This is a genomic window from Microvirga sp. jy35 (assembly GCF_056148915.1).
Genome location: NZ_JBWBEW010000003.1, coordinates 61,385 through 80,700 on the forward strand (window position 1 = coordinate 61,385; position 19,316 = coordinate 80,700).

At 65.2% G+C, this 19,316-nt stretch carries 16 protein-coding genes; 7 read left to right on the forward strand and 9 right to left on the reverse strand.

The window, feature by feature from the left end:
- Position 1 precedes the first annotated feature (1 nt).
- The 3 genes from AC0QTX_RS03620 (at position 2) to AC0QTX_RS03630 (ending at position 3,853) form a co-directional block, all read left to right on the forward strand.
- Positions 2-637: a chemotaxis protein CheX gene (locus AC0QTX_RS03620; protein ID WP_474602463.1), complete on the forward strand. Its 636-nt coding sequence runs from the start codon at positions 2-4 to the stop codon at positions 635-637.
- 131 nt (positions 638-768) lie between these two features.
- A complete protein-coding gene (locus tag AC0QTX_RS03625) occupies positions 769-3,444 on the forward strand; it encodes a hybrid sensor histidine kinase/response regulator (RefSeq protein WP_474602464.1) in 2,676 nt (891 codons plus the stop codon).
- 205 nt (positions 3,445-3,649) lie between these two features.
- Positions 3,650-3,853, forward strand: a complete 204-nt coding sequence (locus tag AC0QTX_RS03630) for a hypothetical protein (protein WP_474602465.1) — start codon at positions 3,650-3,652, stop codon at positions 3,851-3,853.
- Positions 3,854-4,023: 170 nt separating this feature from the next.
- On the opposite strand, the gene rpmG is transcribed toward AC0QTX_RS03630, so the two are convergent.
- The 6 genes from rpmG to parE form a co-directional block, all read right to left on the reverse strand.
- Positions 4,024-4,191, reverse strand: a complete 168-nt coding sequence (gene rpmG, locus AC0QTX_RS03635; protein WP_009491004.1) for a 50S ribosomal protein L33 — start codon at positions 4,189-4,191, stop codon at positions 4,024-4,026.
- 167 nt (positions 4,192-4,358) lie between these two features.
- Complete coding sequence (locus AC0QTX_RS03640; RefSeq protein ID WP_474602687.1) at positions 4,359-5,084, reverse strand: NUDIX hydrolase; 726 nt, start codon at positions 5,082-5,084, stop codon at positions 4,359-4,361.
- On the reverse strand, positions 5,062-5,544 hold the full coding sequence (locus AC0QTX_RS03645) for a DUF983 domain-containing protein (RefSeq protein WP_474602466.1): 483 nt from the start codon (positions 5,542-5,544) through the stop codon (positions 5,062-5,064). Before AC0QTX_RS03645 ends, AC0QTX_RS03640 begins: the two co-directional genes overlap by 23 nt.
- A gap of 15 nt (positions 5,545-5,559) precedes the next feature.
- Positions 5,560-7,818, reverse strand: coding sequence for a ribonuclease R (gene rnr / locus AC0QTX_RS03650; protein ID WP_474602688.1), 2,259 nt, complete (start codon positions 7,816-7,818; stop codon positions 5,560-5,562).
- A 542-nt stretch (positions 7,819-8,360) separates the two neighbouring features.
- On the reverse strand, positions 8,361-8,765 hold the full coding sequence (locus AC0QTX_RS03655) for a VOC family protein (RefSeq protein WP_474602467.1): 405 nt from the start codon (positions 8,763-8,765) through the stop codon (positions 8,361-8,363).
- A gap of 104 nt (positions 8,766-8,869) precedes the next feature.
- Positions 8,870-10,930, reverse strand: coding sequence for a DNA topoisomerase IV subunit B (gene parE, locus AC0QTX_RS03660; RefSeq protein WP_474602468.1), 2,061 nt, complete (start codon positions 10,928-10,930; stop codon positions 8,870-8,872).
- Positions 10,931-11,175: 245 nt separating this feature from the next.
- Here parE and AC0QTX_RS03665 point away from each other — a divergent pair, with 245 nt between their 5' ends.
- Positions 11,176-11,364, forward strand: coding sequence for a hypothetical protein (locus tag AC0QTX_RS03665; protein ID WP_474602469.1), 189 nt, complete (start codon positions 11,176-11,178; stop codon positions 11,362-11,364).
- Here the strand turns inward: AC0QTX_RS03665 and AC0QTX_RS03670 are convergent.
- From AC0QTX_RS03670 to AC0QTX_RS03680, 3 genes are all read right to left on the reverse strand, one after another.
- Positions 11,353-11,859: an MgtC/SapB family protein gene (locus AC0QTX_RS03670; protein ID WP_474602470.1), complete on the reverse strand. Its 507-nt coding sequence runs from the start codon at positions 11,857-11,859 to the stop codon at positions 11,353-11,355. The genes AC0QTX_RS03665 and AC0QTX_RS03670 overlap by 12 nt on opposite strands.
- Positions 11,860-11,864: 5 nt before the next feature.
- Positions 11,865-14,570 carry a type I DNA topoisomerase gene (topA, locus tag AC0QTX_RS03675; RefSeq protein ID WP_474602471.1) on the reverse strand — a complete coding sequence of 902 codons (2,706 nt, stop codon included), beginning with the start codon at positions 14,568-14,570 and terminating at the stop codon, positions 11,865-11,867.
- Positions 14,571-14,709: 139 nt separating this feature from the next.
- Positions 14,710-16,344 (reverse strand): isovaleryl-CoA dehydrogenase, encoded by a 1,635-nt coding sequence (locus AC0QTX_RS03680; protein WP_474602472.1) that lies wholly within the window; start codon positions 16,342-16,344, stop codon positions 14,710-14,712.
- 110 nt (positions 16,345-16,454) lie between these two features.
- On the opposite strand from AC0QTX_RS03680, the gene AC0QTX_RS03685 reads away from it, so the two are divergent.
- Genes AC0QTX_RS03685 through plsY form a run of 3 tightly spaced genes read left to right on the forward strand, consistent with a single transcriptional unit; the run spans position 16,455 to position 19,316 of the window.
- Positions 16,455-17,402 (forward strand): aspartate carbamoyltransferase catalytic subunit, encoded by a 948-nt coding sequence (locus tag AC0QTX_RS03685; protein ID WP_474602473.1) that lies wholly within the window; start codon positions 16,455-16,457, stop codon positions 17,400-17,402.
- Between the two features lie 8 nt (positions 17,403-17,410).
- A complete protein-coding gene (locus AC0QTX_RS03690) occupies positions 17,411-18,703 on the forward strand; it encodes a dihydroorotase (RefSeq protein ID WP_474602474.1) in 1,293 nt (430 codons plus the stop codon).
- Positions 18,704-18,713: 10 nt separating this feature from the next.
- On the forward strand, positions 18,714-19,316 hold the full coding sequence (plsY, locus tag AC0QTX_RS03695; RefSeq protein ID WP_474602475.1) for a glycerol-3-phosphate 1-O-acyltransferase PlsY: 603 nt from the start codon (positions 18,714-18,716) through the stop codon (positions 19,314-19,316).

Sequence of the window (19,316 nt, forward strand, 5' to 3'; positions counted from 1 at the left end):
CATGGCCCAGGAAATTGCTCTGACGGACCTTGAGCGCGATGCACTGACAGAAGTCGTGAATATCGGCGTTAGCCGGGCCGCTTCGAGCTTGCGCAAAATGATCGGAGAGGAGGTCATCCTCTCCGTGCCGGACATCGAAATCATGGACCCGCAGGATGCCGCCCGGCTGATCGGGGAACGGGAGACGGATGAGCTGGTCGCCATCCAGCAGCAATTCGAGGGTGCGTTCTCAGGCCGGGCCTTGCTGATCTTTCCCAAAGAAACCAGCCTCGATCTCGTTCGCGCCATCATGGGCGAGGATGTGCCGCCCGACGAGATCGCCGAGATGGAGCAGGAGGCCCTGGCCGAGACCGGCAACGTGATCCTGAACGGCTGTCTTGCCACCATGGCGAATATGCTGAATCGCTCCCTCGACGTCTCCCTGCCGGAAGTGCTCCGAGGAGATGGGGCTCGATTGTTCGTCTTTGAAAAGGAGCAATCGGCCAACGGCCTGGTGCTCTTCCTGTACATCAACTTCTCGGTGCGCAACAGGGATATCCGAGGCTACATCGCCATGCTCATGGACCTGCCGTCGCTGACGGCCCTGCAGGCACTCATCGCCGGCTTCATCCACCGCGTGATCGGAGATGAGACTTAAGCCATGTCGTCAGAAAGCAACTCAACCGAACTTTGGCGGGCATGACCGGCCGGATCATTCCATACGCTACGGTCGAACAGACTGTCGAAGCGGCAGCTCATGAACTTCGGCAATTGGCAGGACCGATCTTTTTGGCGCTTGAGCGCTCGGGCTTGTCCATGGTCGCAACAGATCCGCGTCTGCCCGACAATCCCATCGTCTTCGTCAACGAGGCTTTCAGCCTGACGACAGGCTATTCCGCCCAAGAGGCAGTCGGCCGCAACTGCCGATTCCTTCAGCCGCCCGAGCCGGATGAAGAAACCATTTCGCAGATCCGTGACGCGGTCAAAGATGCGCGCGCCATTTCAGTCGAGCTCCTGAACCAGCGCAAGGATGGGGTTCTTTTCTGGAACCATCTTTTCATCACCCCTGTGAGCGACGAGAGCGGCAATCTGCTCTTCTTCCTCTCGACCCAGGTTGATGTCACGCGGATGCATCAGGCGGACGAGATGAAGTCTGCCCTCCAGGCGAGCCAGCAGGAGCTCGACCAAACCAACGAACGGCTGCGCCAAACTCTCACCGTGGCCGGAACCGGCGGCGCCTGGGACTGGGACATCCCTCACGGGCGCTTTACCGCTGACGCACGCTTCGCTGCGCTCCATGGCCTCGATTCGGCCGAGGCCGCGAAGGAATTGCCGGCAGAGGCTTTCTTCAAGGCCATTCACCCTGAAGACCGCATGAGGGTCCGCCTTGCCGTTGCGGGCATCCTCAATGGGGCTGAAATCTTCTCCAAGGAATATCGGCTGCTGGCCTCCGACGGGTCGATCCATTGGGTTCAGGCACGGGGACGCTGCCACTTCGGCCCCGATGACCGGCCACTGCGATTTACCGGTGTGGTTCTCGACGTCACTGAGCAGAAGCACGTCGAGGAGCGACTGCGGATCGCGCAGAGCGCCGGGGGTGTCGGAACGTTCGAGTATGTGCAGGGGTTCGCAACGGTCAGCGTCTCGGAAGAGTTCTGCCGGCTCCTCGGATTGCATTCCACCAACGTTCTGCCGGTCCGCACGATCAACACGCTCGTCATGCCGGGGGATCCGCCCATCATCGGGCAGGATACGGGCGCCGATAGTCCGACCTATGCGGAGTGCCGAATTCAGCACGCAGGCAGCAGGCATCTTCGCTGGCTGGCTCGCAGAGGCGAATATGTCCGCGACATGGAAACAGCGGGCCTGCGCTTCATCGGCGTGATCTATGACATCACCGCCGCGAAGCAATCCGAACAGAGATTGCAGGTACTGAATGAGAGGTTGGAGAGCCGGGTCGAGGAGACGACCCGGGAGCGTGACCGGCTCTGGAGTCTCTCGAGCGATCTCTTCAGCGTGTGTGACGCCGACGGCACTCTCAAGGCCGTCAACCCCGCATGGTCAGATCTGCTGGGCTACCGCGAGGATGAGGTTGTCGGCACCCATTTCGAGGCTTGGATCCATCCCGAAGATCGGGACTCGGGCCGACATCGGCTTCAGGTGCTGAAGCAAGGGGAGCCGATCAAGGACTTCGATGTTCGCATTCGGGCAAGGGACGGATTCTATCACTGGATCAGTTGGACCTTCGCGCCCGCCGGGGACGTGTTCTACAGCGTCGGACGCGATGTCACGCAGCGCAAACACCTGGAGGACCAGCTCCGACAGAGCCAGAAGATGGAGGCCGTGGGTCAGCTCACCGGAGGCATCGCGCACGACTTCAACAATCTCCTGACCGGCATCGTCGGTTCTCTCGACCTCCTGCAAACGCGCATGAAGCAGGGCCGGCTGGAAAGCATCGGTCGTTATATCACGGCAGCGACGACCTCGGCCAATCGCGCAGCTGCCCTGACCCATCGTCTTCTTGCCTTCGCGCGACGGCAGCCTCTCGATCCGAAGCCTGTCGACGCCAATCGGCTCGTCACATCCATGGAGGATCTTCTTCGGCGAACCATCTCCGAATCGATCGAGCTGCAGATCGCACCGTCCGAGAATCTGCCGTTGACCCTGTGCGATCCCAACCAGCTGGAAAGCGCGATCCTCAATCTTGCGATCAATGCCCGGGATGCCATGCCGGAGGGCGGCAAGCTCATCATCGAAACTGGAGTATCGCAGCTGGACAGCCCCCACAGGGCCGCGCAGCAGGACATGAAACCAGGCCGGTACGTGACGATCTGCGTCTCCGACACGGGAACGGGCATGCCGACCGATGTCTTGGCTCAGGTGTTCGATCCATTCTTCACGACCAAGCCGATCGGGGAGGGGACGGGCCTGGGTCTTTCCATGGTCTATGGCTTCGCCAAGCAATCGGAGGGACATGTCCGGATCGACAGCGAGGTTGACCAGGGCACCACCGTGAGGATCTATCTGCCGTCCCATGAAGGCGAGCTGTCCGATGCGGTCGTCGAGCAGCCCTTGATCCAGTCGCACCGGGCGGAAGCAGGCGAGACCGTCCTTGTGGTGGAGGACGAGCCGGTGGTCAGGTCGCTGATCCTGGAGGTTCTGGCCGATCTCGGGTACCAGGCTCTTGAGGCGGTCGACGGCCCGTCCGGTCTCAAGATCCTGGAGTCGAAGCAGCGCGTCGATCTTCTGGTCACCGACGTTGGCCTGCCGGGTTTGAACGGTCGCCAGCTGGCGGACCATGCGCGCCTAGTGAGGCCCACCCTCAAGGTTCTGTTCATCACCGGCTATGCCGAGCAGGCCGCCATGGCGTCCGGGTTTCTGGCAGACGGGATGGAGATGATTACGAAACCCTTCGCCATCGAGGATCTGGCGGCCCGGATCCGCGAGATGATCGAGCGGGATTAGACGGACGGGATGCCTCCGGCAGTCCAGAAGGCGCCGCTGCTGGCATTGGGGCTGCAGAAGGAGAGGCATCATCTGCGCCGCGCCCTCCACGGAAGCCCCAGCCGAGGGATCTTAACGATCTGTTAACCATGTTCAAACATGATCTTAAGACAATACTAAAAGGCTTGCGGCAGGTGCCGTAGGGGCGAGTGCAACAGGGAGCCCAATGAGTACAGAGGGAAATCCGGATCAGAAGGTCATGCGTCCGCGGCTCGACCCGGACGCACGGGAGCACATTGGAGCTCACCTCCAGGCTGTCTTCGCGGAGATCGAGGGGCAGCCGATCCCCGACGATCAGATCAACCTGCTGCTGGCCTTGAGGCGGGTCGAGCGCGAGCTGGGGCGTCAGCAGCCGCCACCCCCTCCATGAGGGATGCGAGACAGTCCATGCCGGCCATGCCCTGAACCCGCTGCTTCCTTCCTCGCAGCGGGTCTGCCCTCTCGAGCGCTCGGGCTCGCTCGCCTTCTGCACCCAAAAGAAAAGGCCGCCTCGCTAAGGAGGCGGCCTTCTGAATAGTCTGAAGCTTGGATGGAAGCCGATTACTTGATCTTGGCTTCCTTGAACTCTACGTGCTTCTTCGCGACCGGGTCGTACTTCTTCAAGTTGAGCTTCTCGGTCATCGTGCGCGAGTTCTTCTTCGTCACGTAGAAATAGCCCGTGTCGGCGGTGGAGACGAGCTTCACTTTGATCGTTGCGGCTTTGGCCATGGTCGGACCTCTTGTTCGGTTCAGTCGCTCGGTTCGCCTGAAGGCTTCGCCGAAACGCAAAGGCCGGGCGAACCCGGCCGGAAAATCGTGCGGTTCCCATGCCCGATTATCGGGAGCCCGTCAAGGGAGAAGGGCGGAACGGGGCGGGATTCCCGCTCCTAAAGGCCTTATAGTTCTTCTCTCACGAAACGGCCGCGCTGCTGGTGGAAGAACGGGACCGGGAGCCGGGGGGCGAATCCGGCGGCGATGCGGGCTTCCAGCTCGCCCAGGATCACCGTGGTGATGGGCGGCAGGTCCAGGGCCTTAGCCTGATCGATCGTCACCCAGGCCAGTTCCACAAGCTCGGCATCCGGCCCGATGACGCCCTCGACCTCGTCAGCGATGGCGGTGCGGTCCACGGCGAAGAATCGGGTGTCGAAGCGCCTGACGCGCTTCGGCGGAGTGATGGCCCGCCCGATGAAGTGCAGGGCTTCGAGGTCCGGATGGACGCCCCGCTCCTGAAAAGCCGTCCAGGCGGTGCCGGCCGGCGCGCGTTCCGGGCTGCCGTATTCCTTGGTGCCGAGCAGGAGGCCCGTCTCCTCGAAGGTTTCCCGGATGGACGCGAGCGCCAGGGCCCGGCACCTCTGGGCAGAGGGACGCGTCACCCTGGCCATGAGAGCCTGCTCGGCGCGGGGGTGGAGAGCGCCTGTCACGGACATGGAGCGGTCGCCGGCCTCGATGCGGCCTCCCGGAAACACGAACTTGCCCGGCATGAACTTGAGCCCCGCATGGCGCTTGCCCATGAGCACCTTCGGGGTCTTCGGCTTGCGGTCGATGATGATGAGGGTCGCGGCGTCGACGGGGCGGAGGACGGGGGTCTTGGGGTTGGTCTCAGCGGAAACGAGGCGATCCATCTTCGCCAGGGTTTCGATATCCGTCACTTGCATTGTCCTCGTCGGCTTCCTGCTTGGCCCGGGCTGCGCCGAAGCCATGCATACCTAGCGCGTATTGCAGCCCCACGACAGCGCCTTTCACCGGCTGAAGCAACGCAAGGCACAGGATGACGGTGAGTGCCGGCCATGTGGCCAGATGCACCCACATGGGCACCTCAAGCCTGGTTTCGGCCATCAGGATCCCGTAGCCGATGAGATGACTGACGATGAAGATCACAAGATAGGGCGGCAGGTCGTCTGCGCGGTGGTGGTGAAACTCCGTCCCGCAGGATTCGCAATGATCGACGACCTTCAGGAAGCGCCCGAAGAGGCGGCCGCGGTTGCAGGCCGGGCAATGGTTCATGAAGCCGCGCCGCATGGCGGGAATGACCTTCACGTCGTCCGTGGTGCTGGCCGCCGCACTCTTGATCGTCAAAGACATCCCTCGTCCTTTCCGTCAGGCGCGCCCGCGCCGCTTGACCTTCACCCTCGTCGGGGAGCGGGCGGAGGCTTCAGCCGCCTTGGCCCGGCGCGCCGGCCGCTTGCCGCCCTTCCTGCCGCCGCCGGTCTTGGCCGTGAAGCGGCCCTTGGTGAGCAGCTCGAACCGAAGCGCGCCCGCCACGGGCGCCGCCTCCACCAGCTTCACCTCCACCTTGTCGCCGAGGCGGTAGGTCTCGCCGGTATCCTCGCCGCGCATCGAGTGGGTGGTCTCGTCGTAGCGGTAGTAGTCGTTGCCGATGGTGGCCGCCGGGACGAAGCCGTCCGCGCCGGTCTCGCTCAGCTTGATGAAGAGCCCCGCCTTCGACACGCCCGAGATCTGCCCATGGAATGTGGCCCCGATCCGGTCGGCCAGGAAGTGCGCGATCAGGCGGTCGATTGTCTCACGCTCCGCCGCCATGGCCCGTCGCTCGGCCGCCGAGATCTTGGCGCTGATCTCGATCAGCTCCGCCCGGGTGGTGCCCTCGGACAGGCCGTCCTTGCCGAACTTCAGGGCCGAGACGAGCGCCCGGTGCACGATGAGATCCGCGTAGCGCCGGATGGGGGAGGTGAAGTGGGCGTAGCGCTTCAGATTGAGGCCGAAATGGCCGTAATTCTCCGCCGCGTATTCGGCCTGCGACTGGGAGCGCAGCACCACCTCGTTGATGAAGAGCTGGTGCTCGGAGCCGTCGACGCTGCGCAGGATGCGGTTGAACAATTCCGGCCTGATCGGCCCCTGTCCGGGGATCTTGAGGCCGATGGAGGCCAGCACCTCGCTCAAGGAGCGCATCTTCTCCAGGGAAGGCTCATCGTGGACCCGGTAGATCAGTTCGGACTGCGCCTGCTCCAGAGCCTCCGCGGCCGCCACATTGGCGAGGATCATGAACTCCTCGATCAGCCGGTGTGCCTCCAGCCGCTCCGGCACGAAGACCCGGTCCACGGTGCCGTCGGGTTTCAGCACGATCTTGCGTTCGGGCAGGTCGAGGAAGAGCGGCTCGCGAATGTCGCGGGCTTTTTTCACGAGCTCGTAGGCGGCCCAGAGGGGCTTAAGGATCGTGTCGCGGATCGGCGTCGTGACCTCGTCCGGGCGGCCGTCGATGGCGGCTTGAGCTTGGCTGTAGGAGAGCTTTTCGGCAGAGCTCATCATCACCCGGTGAAAGCTGTGGCGAAGTTTTCGTCCGTCCGGGCCGATCACCATGCGCACGGCGAGCGCCGGGCGGTCCTCCCGCGGCCTCAGGGAGCAGAGATCGTTGGAGATGCGCTCCGGCAGCATGGGCACGACCCGGTCCGGGAAATAGACCGAGTTGCCGCGCTCCTGCGCCTCCCGGTCCATGGCGGAGCCGGGGCGCACATAGGCGGACACGTCGGCGATCGCGACCGTGACGATGAAGCCGCCGGCATTGTTCGGGTCGTCGTCCGGCACCGCATGGACGGCGTCGTCGTGGTCCTTGGCGTCCGGCGGGTCGATGGTCACGAGGGGCAGGTCGCGCCAATCGTCGCGGCCGTCCAGGGTGGCGGGCTTAGCAGTTGCGGCTTCGTCCAGCACCGCCTTCGGGAACTCGTTAGGAATGTTGTGGGCGAAGATCGCGATGAGGCTCACGGCCTTCTCGGATTTCACGGAGCCGAGGCGCTCCTTCACCTTCGCGGTCGGCAGGCCGAAGCGGCCGTGCTTGATGATCGAGACGGCAATGAGGTCGCCGTCCTGGGCCTCGCCTTCGTCGCCGGGCCTGATCTGCAGTTCCTGATCGCGCGACTTCTTGTCGACGGGGATCAGCCGTCCGCCGCCGTCGGGCAGGCTCCGGAAGATGCCGAGCACCTGGGCCTGCTTCTTGGCGATGATCTTGGTCACGCGGCCGGAATAGCGGTGGATATCGCCAGGGCGGAGCGGCTCGACCCGCAGGAGCGCCCGGTCGCCGACGCCGGCCACCGGCATGCCGGGGCGCGGCTTGCGCGGCGCCACGATGATGATCGTGGGAATCGAGCCGTGCTCCTCCTCGTCCCACTCGGTCGGAACCGCAATCAGCTCGCCATCGCGGTCACGCCTGGTGATGTCGGCCATCACGACCGGCGGCAGCTGACCGGCCTTGTGGACGGTCTTGCCCCGGCGGTCGACAATACCCTCGATTTCCAGATCCTTGAGGATCTGCTTCAGCCAGATGCGGTCGTTGCCCTTGATGTTGAAGTGCTGGGCGATCTCCCGCTTGCCCACCTTGCCCTGGGCTTGGGTGATGAAGGACATGACATCGTCGCGGGAGGGCAGGCTGGTCGGGGTATCGTTACGTTTGGCCAAGGGAGGAGCTCACCAGGTTGATTGGGTCTTGTGGCATGCAAGCTTGGACGCGGCTAGCCGGGCGGCCGTCATTGTCATGACGCATGGAAGCGCCAGGAAGATCCATGCCGGGGGTGAAGCGCGGCTCGGACAAAAAATAAGGCTCCCGATGGGGAGCCTTGAGGGACCGGCCCGTGGGGGCAGATTGAGCCGGTGAGCTTGTACAACGTGCTGGCTAGAGGATGGTTCCAACTTTTTTGGAAAAGTTTTGAGGTCTCTAAATTTACCGTCATGGCCGGGCTTGTCCCGGCCATCCCGATTCGGAAATGCGCTGCGCTCCTCTGATCGGGATCACCGGCACGAGGCCGGTGATGACGGGACGCGTGTCATCCCGGCGAGCGTAGGGAGCGAAGGGGATCCATAACGTTGAGTGCCTGAGTGGATTCCCTTCCCCTCCACTCACACACTCCGGCCGGGAGTGACACTGAGAGTTCTTCCTGTCGGACGCACCGTCACCCCTGGCCACCCGTGAACTGAACCAAGTCCCAGAGGTTGCCATACAGGTCCTCGAACACCGCGACGGTGCCGTAGGAGGCCTGCTTCGGCTCCCGAACAAATCTGATTCCCGCCTCGATCATAGCGGCGTAATCCCGCTCGAAGTCATCCGTCTGGAGGAACAGGAACACGCGGCCGCCGGCCTGATTCCCGATGAAGCTCTCCTGATGGGGGGAGGACGCCCGCGCCAGCAGCAATGACGTCGTGCCGTCGCCTGGAGGGCGGACGATCACCCAGCGTTTGTCCTGCTCCGGCTGGTAGGTATCCTCGACGAGTTCGAACCGCAGCTTGTTGACGTAGAAGTCGATGGCTTCGTCGTAGTCGCGAACCACGAGCGCGATATGGGCAATGCTTTGCTTCAATGTGCCCCCCATGCCTGACACGCCGCAGGCTCATCCGAAAAGTCCCAGCCCATCGTCGTGCCTTCTGCTGACGGTTTCGGGCCGGGACTCTATGGGTGCAGTGCTCAGATATCCAGATCCGCCTCGTCGGCGAAGGCGGCGCGCTCCTGGATGAAGGCGAAGCGGGCCTCTGGCTTGTTGCCCATCAGGCGCTCCACGGCATCGCTGGCTTCGGGCCTCTCGTCGTCCGCCACCACCACCTTCAGAAGCAGGCGCTTCTTCGGGTCCATGGTGGTTTCCTTGAGTTGCCCCGGCAGCATCTCGCCGAGACCCTTGAAGCGGCTGACCTCGACCTTGCCGTTGCCCTTGAACACCGTTTTCATGAGGCGCTCCCGGTCGGCCTCATCCCGGGCATAAGCCGACTTTGACCCCTGCGTCAGCCGGTACAGCGGCGGGACCGCCAGGTACAGGTGCCCATTATCGATGAGCTTCGGCATCTGCCGGTAGAAGAACGTAATCAGCAGGGTGGCGATGTGAGCGCCGTCCACGTCCGCGTCGGTCATGATGATGACCTTCTCGTAGCGCAGATCCACCTCGCGGAACTGGGAGCCGTGGCCGCAGCCGAGCGCCTGGACGAGGTCGGAGATCTGCTGGTTCTGGTGCAGCTTGTCCTTTCCGGCCGACGCCACGTTCAGGATCTTTCCGCGCAGCGGCAGAACCGCCTGACTGGCGCGGTCGCGGGCCTGCTTGGCGGAGCCGCCGGCCGAGTCGCCCTCGACCAGAAAGAGCTCGGAGCCCTTGGCGCCGGCATTGGAGCAGTCGGCGAGCTTGCCGGGCAGGCGCAGCTTGCGGGTCGCCGTCTTGCGGGCGACCTCCTTCTCCTGGCGGCGGCGCAGGCGCTCCTCGGCCCGGTCGATCACCCAGTCGAGCAGCTTGTTGGCCTGCTGCGGCGAGGCGGCAAGCCAGTGGTCGAAGGTGTCGCGGATCGAATTCTCGACGATGCGGCCGGCCTCCACCGTCGCCAGCTTGTCCTTGGTCTGGCCCTGGAATTCCGGCTCGCGGATGAAGACGGAGAGCATGGACGCGCAGGTGGCCATTACGTCGTCGGTGGTCACCGCCGCCATGCGCTTGGCCTGGTTCACGCGCTCGGCGTGCTCGCGCAGGCCGCGCAGCAGGGCGATGCGCAGGCCGTTCTCGTGCGTGCCGCCCTCAGGGGTGGGCACGGTGTTGCAGTACGAGGTCGAGAACCCGTCCTCGTTCGTCATCCAGGCGACCGCCCATTCGAGCGACCCGTGGCTGCCGGGCCGGGTGATCTTGCCGGAGAAGATCTGGTCCGTGACCAGTTCCTTGCCCTCGATGTCGTGGAGCAGGTAGTCCTTCAGGCCGTTGGGGAACTTGAAGGTCGCTTCGGCCGGAACGTTGGCCACACCCTCGACCAGCGACGGGGCGCATTTCCAGCGGATCTCGACGCCGCCGAACAGATAGGCCTTGGAGCGGGCCATCTTGAACAGGCGGCGGGGCTGAAAATGAGCCTCCTTGCCGAAGATCTGCCAGTCGGGCTTGAAGCGCACCTTGGTGCCGCGCCGGTTGAGCACGCGGCCTACGGTCTCGATCTTCCCCTGCGGAATGCCCCGGGAGAAGATCTGCCGGTACAGGGTCTGGCCGCGGGCGACCTCGACCTCGAGGATCTCGGACAGGGCGTTCACCACCGACACGCCGACGCCATGCAGGCCGCCCGAGGTCTCGTAGACCTTCGAGTCGAACTTGCCGCCCGCGTGCAGGGTGGTCATGATCACTTCGAGGGCCGACTTCTTCGGGAACTTGGGGTGCGGATCCACCGGGATGCCGCGCCCGTTGTCGGTGACCGACAGCCAGCCGCCTTCCTCCACCTCCACCTCGATGAAGGTGGCGTGGCCGGCGACCGCCTCGTCCATGGAGTTGTCGATCACCTCGGCGAAGAGGTGGTGCAGGGCCTTCTCGTCCGTGCCGCCGATATACATGCCCGGCCGGCGGCGGACGGGCTCCAGCCCCTCCAGCACCTCGATGGCCGACGCGTCATAGCCGGCCTCTCCCGGCGTGCCCTGTGGGGGCGCCTGGCGGGAGACCTTGACGGCGGCGTTGCGGGCCGTGGCAGGCGCGGCGCGCTTGGCCGCGGCGCCCCCGAAGAGATCGTCGTTGTCTGTCATTGGGACCTTCGTCCGGGATGATGATTCGCGCTTCTTTACACTATTTCTCATCCCGTTTTTATACGAGAACAAAACGGAAACGTGAAGCTGATTTTGGTTCGTAGGCTCTAAAAGTGCCGGTGAGGCTAGCCTGTAAAGGTTACCAACGAACTCCCCCTAAAGGCTGTCTTACGCCCGTCATCCGGAACTGTTTAAATTCCATTCACGTTGAATGGTTAAGCATGAGCTTGACGGGAGATTTAGGCGTGACGACGCGGACAACTTTGGCACCGGCTCAGAAGCTTCACCTCGACCGCGCTGCGCGCAACGCGGGCGAAGCCTTCGCCTTCGACGAGCCCGACAACATTCCGGCCGCGCCGCGTTCATTCAGCGCGAGCCTCGTTTGGCTCGGCATGGCGGCCGTGGCCGTTCTGGGGCTCAGCCTAGTCCTCTAAATCGCTGTCGCGAACGCTTTTACTGCCGCCGAAGACCCGGATGAGCTTTCGTTCGAGCCGCGTTCCATAGGTCAGCAGGAACAGGGTGACGAGAGTGCCCGCGACGGTGATGAACCACGCCCCCAATCCGGCCGTTATTCCCAGGGCGGCCGCAATCCAGACGGTGGAGGCCGTCGTCAGCCCCTGAACCTCCGTCCCGTCCTTGGCTCGCAGGATCGAGCCTGCACCCAGAAAGCCCAGCCCGGTCAGGATGCCCTGCACGACGCGGCTCACCGCATCCTGGGCGAAGTGAAGTCCCTCATAGACCGATCCAGACAGGATCACGATGGCGGAGCCGAGCGCCACCAAGCCAAGCGTCCGCATCCCGATGGGTTTGTTGTGGATGTCCCGGTTGATGCCGATCACCATCCCGGCGATGGTCGCTCCGCAGAGGCGGAGCATGATCTCGACCTGATCGCCGTGTTCCTCCATGAGCCAGAACAGCCATTGATCCATTGCACTCAGCCCGCCTTGGCAGTCTTCTTTGCGGCCGTCTTGGCGGCGGCCTTCTTCGGAGCCGCCTTTTTGGCCGGGCTCTTCTTGGCGGCGGTCTTGGCCGCCGTCTTCTTCGCAGCGGGCGCTTTCGAGGCCGCTTTCCTGGCCGGCGCCTTGCGGCCGCGGGCTGGCTTCTTCGACGGACCGGCTGTCCGGCGCGCCTTCAGGAGCTCGACTGCATCGACCAGCGTCACCGCCTCCGCAGCCATTGTCCGAGGCAGGGTGGCGTTGGTCTCGCCGTCCGTCACGTAGGGTCCGAAGCGTCCGGCCTTCACCACGATGGGCTTGCCCGATTCCGGATCCTCACCCAGGGGACGTCCGGGGTCGGCCGCGCCGCGACGGGCGCCGCCTCCGCCGCTCTCCTTGGTGACGATCAGGTCGATGGCCCGGTTCGCGCCGATCTCCAGCACGTCGTCGCCCGCGCCCAGGTTGGCGTAGGTCTTGCCGTGCTGAACGTACGGCCCATAGCGGCCGATGCTCGCCAGGATCGGCTCGCCCGATTCCGGATGCGTCGCCACCTGACGCGGCAGTGCCAAGAGCTTGAGGGCTTTTTCCAGATCGACCTGGGCCGGCGTCAGCCCCTTGGGCAGGGAGGAGCGCTTGGGCTTTTCACCTTCGCCGAGCTGGACGAAGGGGCCGAAGCGGCCATCGCGCAAGGTGACCTCCAGGCCCGTCTCCGGGTCCTGGCCCAGCACCTTCACGCCAGGCTGGCCGCCGTTCTCGGACGAGCCCTCGCCGTCGCCGTCGACGCCCGTGGCGGCAAGCTGGCGGGTGAATTTGCACTCTGGGTAATTGGAGCAGCCGATGAAGGAGCCGAACTTGCCGAGCTTGAGCGACAGCTGGCCCGTGCCGCAGGTCGGGCATGTGCGCGGGTTGGAGCCGTCTCCCTTGTCCGGGAAGATGTGCGGGCCGAGGAGTTCGTTCAGGGCGTCGAGCACTTCCGTGGTGCGCAGCTCCTTGGTCTCGCCGATGGCGGCCGAGAAGTGGTCCCAGAACTCGCGCATCACCTGCTTCCAGTCGATCTCGTTGTTCGAGACCCGGTCGAGCTGCTCCTCCAGGTCCGCGGTGAAATCGTATTCCACGTAGCGGCGGAAGAAGCTCTCCAAGAAGGCCGTTACGATGCGGCCCTTATCCTCAGGGACAAGGCGCTTCTTCTCGATCTTGACGTATTCGCGGTCGCGCAGGGTCTGGAGCACGGCGGCATAGGTCGAGGGGCGGCCGATACCGAGCTCCTCCATGCGCTTGACCAGCGAGGCTTCCGAATAGCGCGGCGGCGGCTCGGTGAAGTGCTGGGTGGCAGCGATGCGGCGCCGCTCCAACGGGTCGCCCGCCTTCATCGGCGGCAGGCGGCCCTCGTCCTCGTCCGCCTCGTCATCCTTGCTCTCGTTGTAGAGCGTCAGGAAGCCGTCGAACTTGATCACCTGGCCGGTAGCACGCATGTCGAGCTTGCGCGGTCCCACCTGGGCCGTGATGTCGGCGGTGGTGCGCTCCAGCTCGGCCGATTCCATCTGGCTGGCGATGGTGCGGGTCCAGATCAGGTCATAAAGCCGGGCCTGCTCAGGCTCCAGATACTTCGCGACCTGCTTCGGCAGGCGGCCCATATCCGTCGGGCGCACGGCCTCGTGCGCTTCCTGGGCGTTCTTGGCCTTGGTCGTGTACTTGCGCGGCGCGCCGGGCACGTAGCGGTCGCCGTATTCCTTGCCGATCACCCGGCGGGCGGCCTGCACGGCTTCCGGCGCCATGTCGACGCCGTCCGTTCGCATATAGGTGATGAGGCCCACCGTCTCGCCGCCGATGTCCACACCTTCATAAAGGCGTTGCGCGATGCGCATGGTCTGGGCCGGAGCCAGCCCCAGCTTGCGCGAGGCCTCCTGCTGCAGGGTCGAGGTGGTGAAGGGCGGGTAGGGGTGGCGCTTGGCGGGTTTGGCCTCGATGTTGGCCACCGAGAAGGTGGCCAGCTCCAAGTCCTTCTTGAAGGCCTCGGCGTCCCGGCCGTTGCCGATGTCGAGGCGCTGGATCTTCTTGCCGTCGGCTCCCACGAGGCGTGCATCGAACACGCCGCCGTCCTTGGTGGCGAGCGTCGCGATCAGCGACCAGTATTCCCGAGGCTTGAAGGTCTCGATTTCGAGCTCGCGGTCGCAGACAAGGCGAAGCGCCACCGACTGCACGCGTCCGGCCGAGCGGGCTCCGGGGAGCTTGCGCCACAGAACCGGCGAGAGGGTGAAGCCGACAAGGTAGTCGAGAGCCCGGCGGGCGAGATAGGCATCGACCAGGGCCTGGTCGATCTGGCGCGGGTTGCGGAGCGCCGTCTGCACGGCATCCTTGGTGATGGCGTTGAAGGTCACGCGCTCCACCGGCAGGTCCTTCAGCACGCGCTTCTCGCGCAGGGCCTCCAGCACGTGCCAGGAGATCGCCTCGCCCTCGCGGTCCGGGTCGGTGGCCAGGATCAGCTTCTCGGCGCCCTTGATCGCCTTGGCGATATCGGAAACCCGCTTCGAGCCCCTGTCCTCGAGCGTCCAGATCATGCGGAAATCGGCATCCGGGTCGACCGAGCCGTCCTTGGCGGGCAGATCGCGGATATGCCCGAAGGAGGCCAGGACCTCGTACTCCTTGCCGAGATACTTGTTGATCGTCTTGGCCTTGGCAGGCGACTCGACGACGAGGACTTTCATGAACGGACTTCCTAAAAGCGGCAGCGGACCGGTGCCCTCCTGCCAAGACGACAGACGGCGGCCAGAGGCTGACCGCCGCAGGGCGCGATAAGTGGGTGATGAACGCGGACAAGTCAAATCGGACCTGTCCGCACGGTGCTCATATGGCCACGAATGCTCTCTCCAGCAAGGGATTCACGGCTGGCCCGAGATCGTTGGCGCCGATCATCCGGGACGGGGCAGCGAGGCGGGTGAGGGCATAGGTCTCGGCGATGGCAGGGGGTGCGGAGCGTGCCAGCGCGGCCGTGGCAGCCAGGACGAACAGCCGCTCGGCGATGAAACGGGCTCTGGCCTCGGCCTCCGGGGAATGGAGTGCCATGATGAGATCCCGCGCAGCATGGGAGGCCCCCGGAAGGTCCCGGATATCGGCCATTAGGCGTTCCAGCACGGCGGTGGCAGCCTCCGGCTCGCGGGTCTCCGCCCGCAGGATGTCCAGGGCGATCACGTTGCCCGAACCCTCCCAGATCGCGTTGACCGGAGCCTCACGGTAGAGCCGGGGCAGGGCGCTCTCCTCCACATAGCCGTTGCCGCCGAGGCATTCCATGGCCTCGTAGAGAAGGCGCGGCGCCGCCTTGCAGATGCCGAACTTGGCCGCGGGCGTGACGACGCGGGCATAGGCGGCCTCGGGGTCGTCCGTCCCCTGGAGGTCGAAGCTGTGCGCGGCCCGCAGGGCGAGGGCGGTCATGGCCTCGCTCTCAAGGGCAAGGTCCGCCAGCACCATCCGCATGGCGGGGTGGTCGATGAGCTTCTTCTGGAACACGCTGCGATGCCGGGCATGATGCATGGCCAGCGCCAGCCCCATCCGGACGAGGCCGGCGGATGCCACCGCGCAGTCGAGGCGGGTCAGCTGCACCATATCGATGATGGTGCGGATCCCGCGTCCTTCCTCGCCGATCGGCCAGGCGAAGGCCTCGTGGAACTCGACCTCTGAAGAGGCGTTCGAGCGGTTGCCGAGCTTGTCCTTCAGGCGCTGAAGGCGAAGGGCATTGAGGGTGCCGTCTGGCCGGAAGCGCGGAACGAGGAAGCAGGTGAGCCCGCCGGGCGCCTGAGCCAGCACCAGGAAGGCATCGCACATGGGCGCCGACATGAACCACTTGTGGCCGGTCAGGGCGTATGCGTCCCCGGCCTTCGGGTCGGCCCGGGTGGTGTTGACGCGGACATCCGTCCCGCCCTGCTTCTCGGTCATTCCCATGCCGAGGGTCACGGCGCTCTTCTCCCAGAACGGGATGAAGCGGGAATCGTAGGCCCGCGAGCGGATCTTCGGCAGCCACTCGGACAGCCGGTTCGGGGCGGCGGCGAGGGCTGCCACAGAGGCATGGGTCATGGTGATCGGGCAGACATGGCCGCTCTCGACCCCCGCCGCCGTGTGGATCCGTGCGGCCCGCGCCACATGGGCGCGTCTCGACGCCGGCTCGTCCCAGGCGGAGGCGTGGAGCCCGTCCTCCATGCTGGCGCGCATGAGCGCGTGATAGGCCGGGTGGAACTCGACCGCATCGATCCGGTAGCCTCTTGCATCATGGGTGCGCAGCCGCGGCGGGTTCTCGTTGGCGAGGCGCCCGAGATCGAGCCGCTCCGCCGAGCCCCAGGCGGCACCGAAGGCCAGGAGGCCTTCCGCTTCCGGATCGACGCCGTTCGCCCTGAGCGCATCGAGCAGGGGCTGGTTGCTCGCCACGAGGTTGACGTCCCCGAAGGGCGGCGTCTGGTTGAGGACGTCATGGGTTTCGAAAGGGAGCATGCCACCAGCCCTCGCGATAATATCCTTGTATATTCTAGCGCGAGGCGGCCTCCCGCGAAGAGAGCCTGCTTGCCGCCGTTTCCCGGAGCGCCTATAGCCATCGCTTTAAGATGACAGACGCCCCCCGATCCGTTTTCCCCCACCGGCATCTCCTCGGCATCGAGGGGCTGTCTCATTTGGACATTCAGGCGCTGCTCGACCTCGCCGACGAACAGGTCGAGGTGAGCCGGCAGGTCGAGAAGCGGAAGACGACCCTCAGGGGCCGGACCCAGATCAACCTCTTCTTCGAAGCCTCGACCCGCACCCAATCCTCCTTCGAGATCGCCGGCAAGCGGCTCGGCGCCGACGTGATGAACATGCAGGTCGGCTCCTCCTCGGTGAAGAAGGGCGAGACCCTGATCGACACGGCCGTGACGCTGAACGCCATGCGGCCGGACATCATCGTCGTGCGCCATCATGCGGCCGGGGCGGTGCATCTGCTCGCGCAGAAGGTCGACTGCTCGGTGGTCAATGCCGGCGACGGCGCGCACGAGCACCCGACCCAGGCGCTTCTCGACGCGCTCACCATCCGCCGCAACAAGGGCCGCATCGAAGGCCTCACGGTGGCGATCTGCGGCGACATCCTGCATTCACGGGTGGCGCGCTCCAACATGATCCTGCTCGCCGCCATGGGCGCACGGGTGCGCCTCGTGGCGCCCTCGACCCTGTTGCCCCCGGGCATCGCGCGCCTCGGCTTCGAGACCTTCACCAGCATGAAGGAGGGCTTGAGGGACGCCGACATCGTCATGATGCTGCGCCTGCAGCGCGAGCGCATGAACGGCTCCTTCGTGCCCTCCGTGAAGGAGTATTTCCGCTTCTACGGGCTGGATCAGGAAAAGCTCAACTTCGCCAAGCCCGATGCCCTCGTGATGCATCCCGGCCCCATGAACCGGGGCGTGGAGATCTCGTCCGACGTGGCGGACGGGGCGCAGTCGCTCATCCGCGAGCAGGTCGAGATGGGCGTCGCCGTGCGCATGGCGGTGCTGGAGGCTCTGGCGAGCCATCTGCCGAACCGGTGAGAGGCGTCATGAGCAACCAACCCATCCTCTTCAAGAACGCCCGCCTCATCGACCCCGCCAGCGACCGCGAGGAGCGCGGGAGCGTGTTGGTGCGCGACGGCGTCATTCAGGCCGTTGGTCCGCAGGTCGCCGTCGCCGAAGACGCGCAGGTGATCGATTGCAACGACCAGGTGCTGGCACCCGGCCTCGTCGACATGCGCGCCTTCATCGGCGAGCCGGGCGGCCCTTACCGCGAGACCCTGAAGAGTGCCGGCGAGGCGGCCGCCGCCGGCGGCGTCACCACCGTCGTGTCGATGCCGGACACAAGTCCGGTTCTCGACGATCCGGCGGTCATCGATTTCATCGTGCGCCGCGCCCGCGACACCTCCATGGTCAACATCTGCCCGGCGGCGGCCCTCACGAAGGGATTGCAGGGACTGGAGATGGCGGAGATCGGCCGCCTGAAGGAAGCCGGCGCCATCGCCTTCACCGACGGGGCGCGGTCCGTCACGAACGCCCAGGTGATGCGCCGGGCGCTCACCTACGCCCGCGATTTCGACGCGCTCATCATCCATCACGTAGAGGACCCGGACCTTGTCGGGCAGGGCGTGATGAACGAGGGCGAGTTCGCCTCGCGGCTCGGGCTGCCCGGCGTCCCGCGCGAGGCCGAGACGGTGATGCTGGAGCGCGACATCCGCCTCGTGCGCCTCACGGGCGGGCGCTACCACGCGGCGATGATCTCCTGCGAAGACTCGGCCGAGATCGTGCGGGACGCGAAGGCGAGGGGGCTGCCCGTCACCTGCGGGGTCTCCATCAACCATCTGGCGCTCAACGAGAACGACATCGGCGACTACCGCACCTTCCTGAAGCTCTCACCGCCGCTCCGCCACGAGGACGACCGGCAGGCGATGATCGAGGCGCTGGCGGACGGCACCATCGACGTGATCGTCTCGGACCACAATCCACAGGATGTTGAGAACAAGCGCCTGCCCTTCGCGGAGGCAGCCGACGGGGCGGTGGGGCTCGAGACCCTGCTGTCGGCGGCTCTGCGCCTCGTGCATTCGGAACGCATTACCCTGCCGCGGCTGCTGAGGGCCCTGTCGACGAAACCCGCCGAAATCTTGGGGTTGCCGGGCGGGCGGCTGGCGGTCGGCGCCCCGGCCGACCTGATCGTGTTCGATCCGGAGGCCCCTTATGTGCTCGACAAGCGCCGGCTCAAGTCCCTGTCCAAGAACTCGCCCTTCGATGAAGCGCGCCTCGATGGCCAGGTGACCATCACGATGGTGGCCGGCCGGGTGGTTTTTCAACGCGAAACGATGTAACGAGAAGTGAATGTCTGACGAGGCCAATCTCTTGTACCTGCTGGCGGCTCTGCTTTTCGGCTATCTCCTGGGCTCGATCCCGTTCGGCCTGATTTTCACCCGCATGGCCGGCTTGGGCGATGTGCGGAAGATCGGATCCGGCAATATCGGGGCCACGAACGTCCTGCGCACGGGCCGAAAGGGCCTCGCGGCTGCCACGCTCCTGGCCGACGCCCTGAAGGGCACGGCCGCCGTGCTCATTGCCGCGCAATGGGGCCCTCAGTTCGCCATGCTGGCCGCCCTGGGTGCCTTCCTCGGCCACCTCTTCCCGGTCTGGCTCGGCTTCAAGGGCGGCAAGGGCGTCGCCACCTTCATCGGCGTGCTGATCGGCCTCAAGCCCCTGGCGGCTGTGATCTTCTGCCTGATCTGGCTCGGGGTCGCCTTCGCGTCCAAGTATTCCTCGCTCTCGGCCCTGGTTGCCAGTGCGGCGACGCCGATCATCCTGTGGCTCTTGGGCGAGCCCGGCATGGCCGGGATCGCCGTGGTGCTCGTGGCTCTCCTGTGGTGGAAGCATGGCCAGAACATCAGCCGCCTTCTTGCCGGGACCGAAGGCAAGATCGGCCAGAAGGGATAG

Excerpts from the sequence above, each read along its gene's own strand:
- parE (WP_474602468.1), bottom strand. The coding sequence starts at position 10,930 with ATGACAGACAACGACGATCTCTTCGGGGGCGCCGCGGCCAAGCGCGCC.
- AC0QTX_RS03640 (WP_474602687.1), bottom strand. The coding sequence starts at position 5,084 with ATGGATCGCCTCGTTTCCGCTGAGACCAACCCCAAGACCCCCGTCCTC.
- rnr (WP_474602688.1), bottom strand. The coding sequence starts at position 7,818 with ATGTCCTTCATCACCCAAGCCCAGGGCAAGGTGGGCAAGCGGGAGATC.
- AC0QTX_RS03685 (WP_474602473.1), top strand. The coding sequence starts at position 16,455 with ATGACAGACGCCCCCCGATCCGTTTTCCCCCACCGGCATCTCCTCGGC.
- AC0QTX_RS03630 (WP_474602465.1), top strand. The coding sequence starts at position 3,650 with ATGAGTACAGAGGGAAATCCGGATCAGAAGGTCATGCGTCCGCGGCTC.
- AC0QTX_RS03690 (WP_474602474.1), top strand. The coding sequence starts at position 17,411 with ATGAGCAACCAACCCATCCTCTTCAAGAACGCCCGCCTCATCGACCCC.
- AC0QTX_RS03670 (WP_474602470.1), bottom strand. The coding sequence starts at position 11,859 with ATGGATCAATGGCTGTTCTGGCTCATGGAGGAACACGGCGATCAGGTC.
- plsY (WP_474602475.1), top strand. The coding sequence starts at position 18,714 with ATGTCTGACGAGGCCAATCTCTTGTACCTGCTGGCGGCTCTGCTTTTC.
- AC0QTX_RS03645 (WP_474602466.1), bottom strand. The coding sequence starts at position 5,544 with ATGTCTTTGACGATCAAGAGTGCGGCGGCCAGCACCACGGACGACGTG.
- AC0QTX_RS03620 (WP_474602463.1), top strand. The coding sequence starts at position 2 with ATGGCCCAGGAAATTGCTCTGACGGACCTTGAGCGCGATGCACTGACA.
- topA (WP_474602471.1), bottom strand. The coding sequence starts at position 14,570 with ATGAAAGTCCTCGTCGTCGAGTCGCCTGCCAAGGCCAAGACGATCAAC.
- AC0QTX_RS03680 (WP_474602472.1), bottom strand. The coding sequence starts at position 16,344 with ATGCTCCCTTTCGAAACCCATGACGTCCTCAACCAGACGCCGCCCTTC.
- rpmG (WP_009491004.1), bottom strand. The coding sequence starts at position 4,191 with ATGGCCAAAGCCGCAACGATCAAAGTGAAGCTCGTCTCCACCGCCGAC.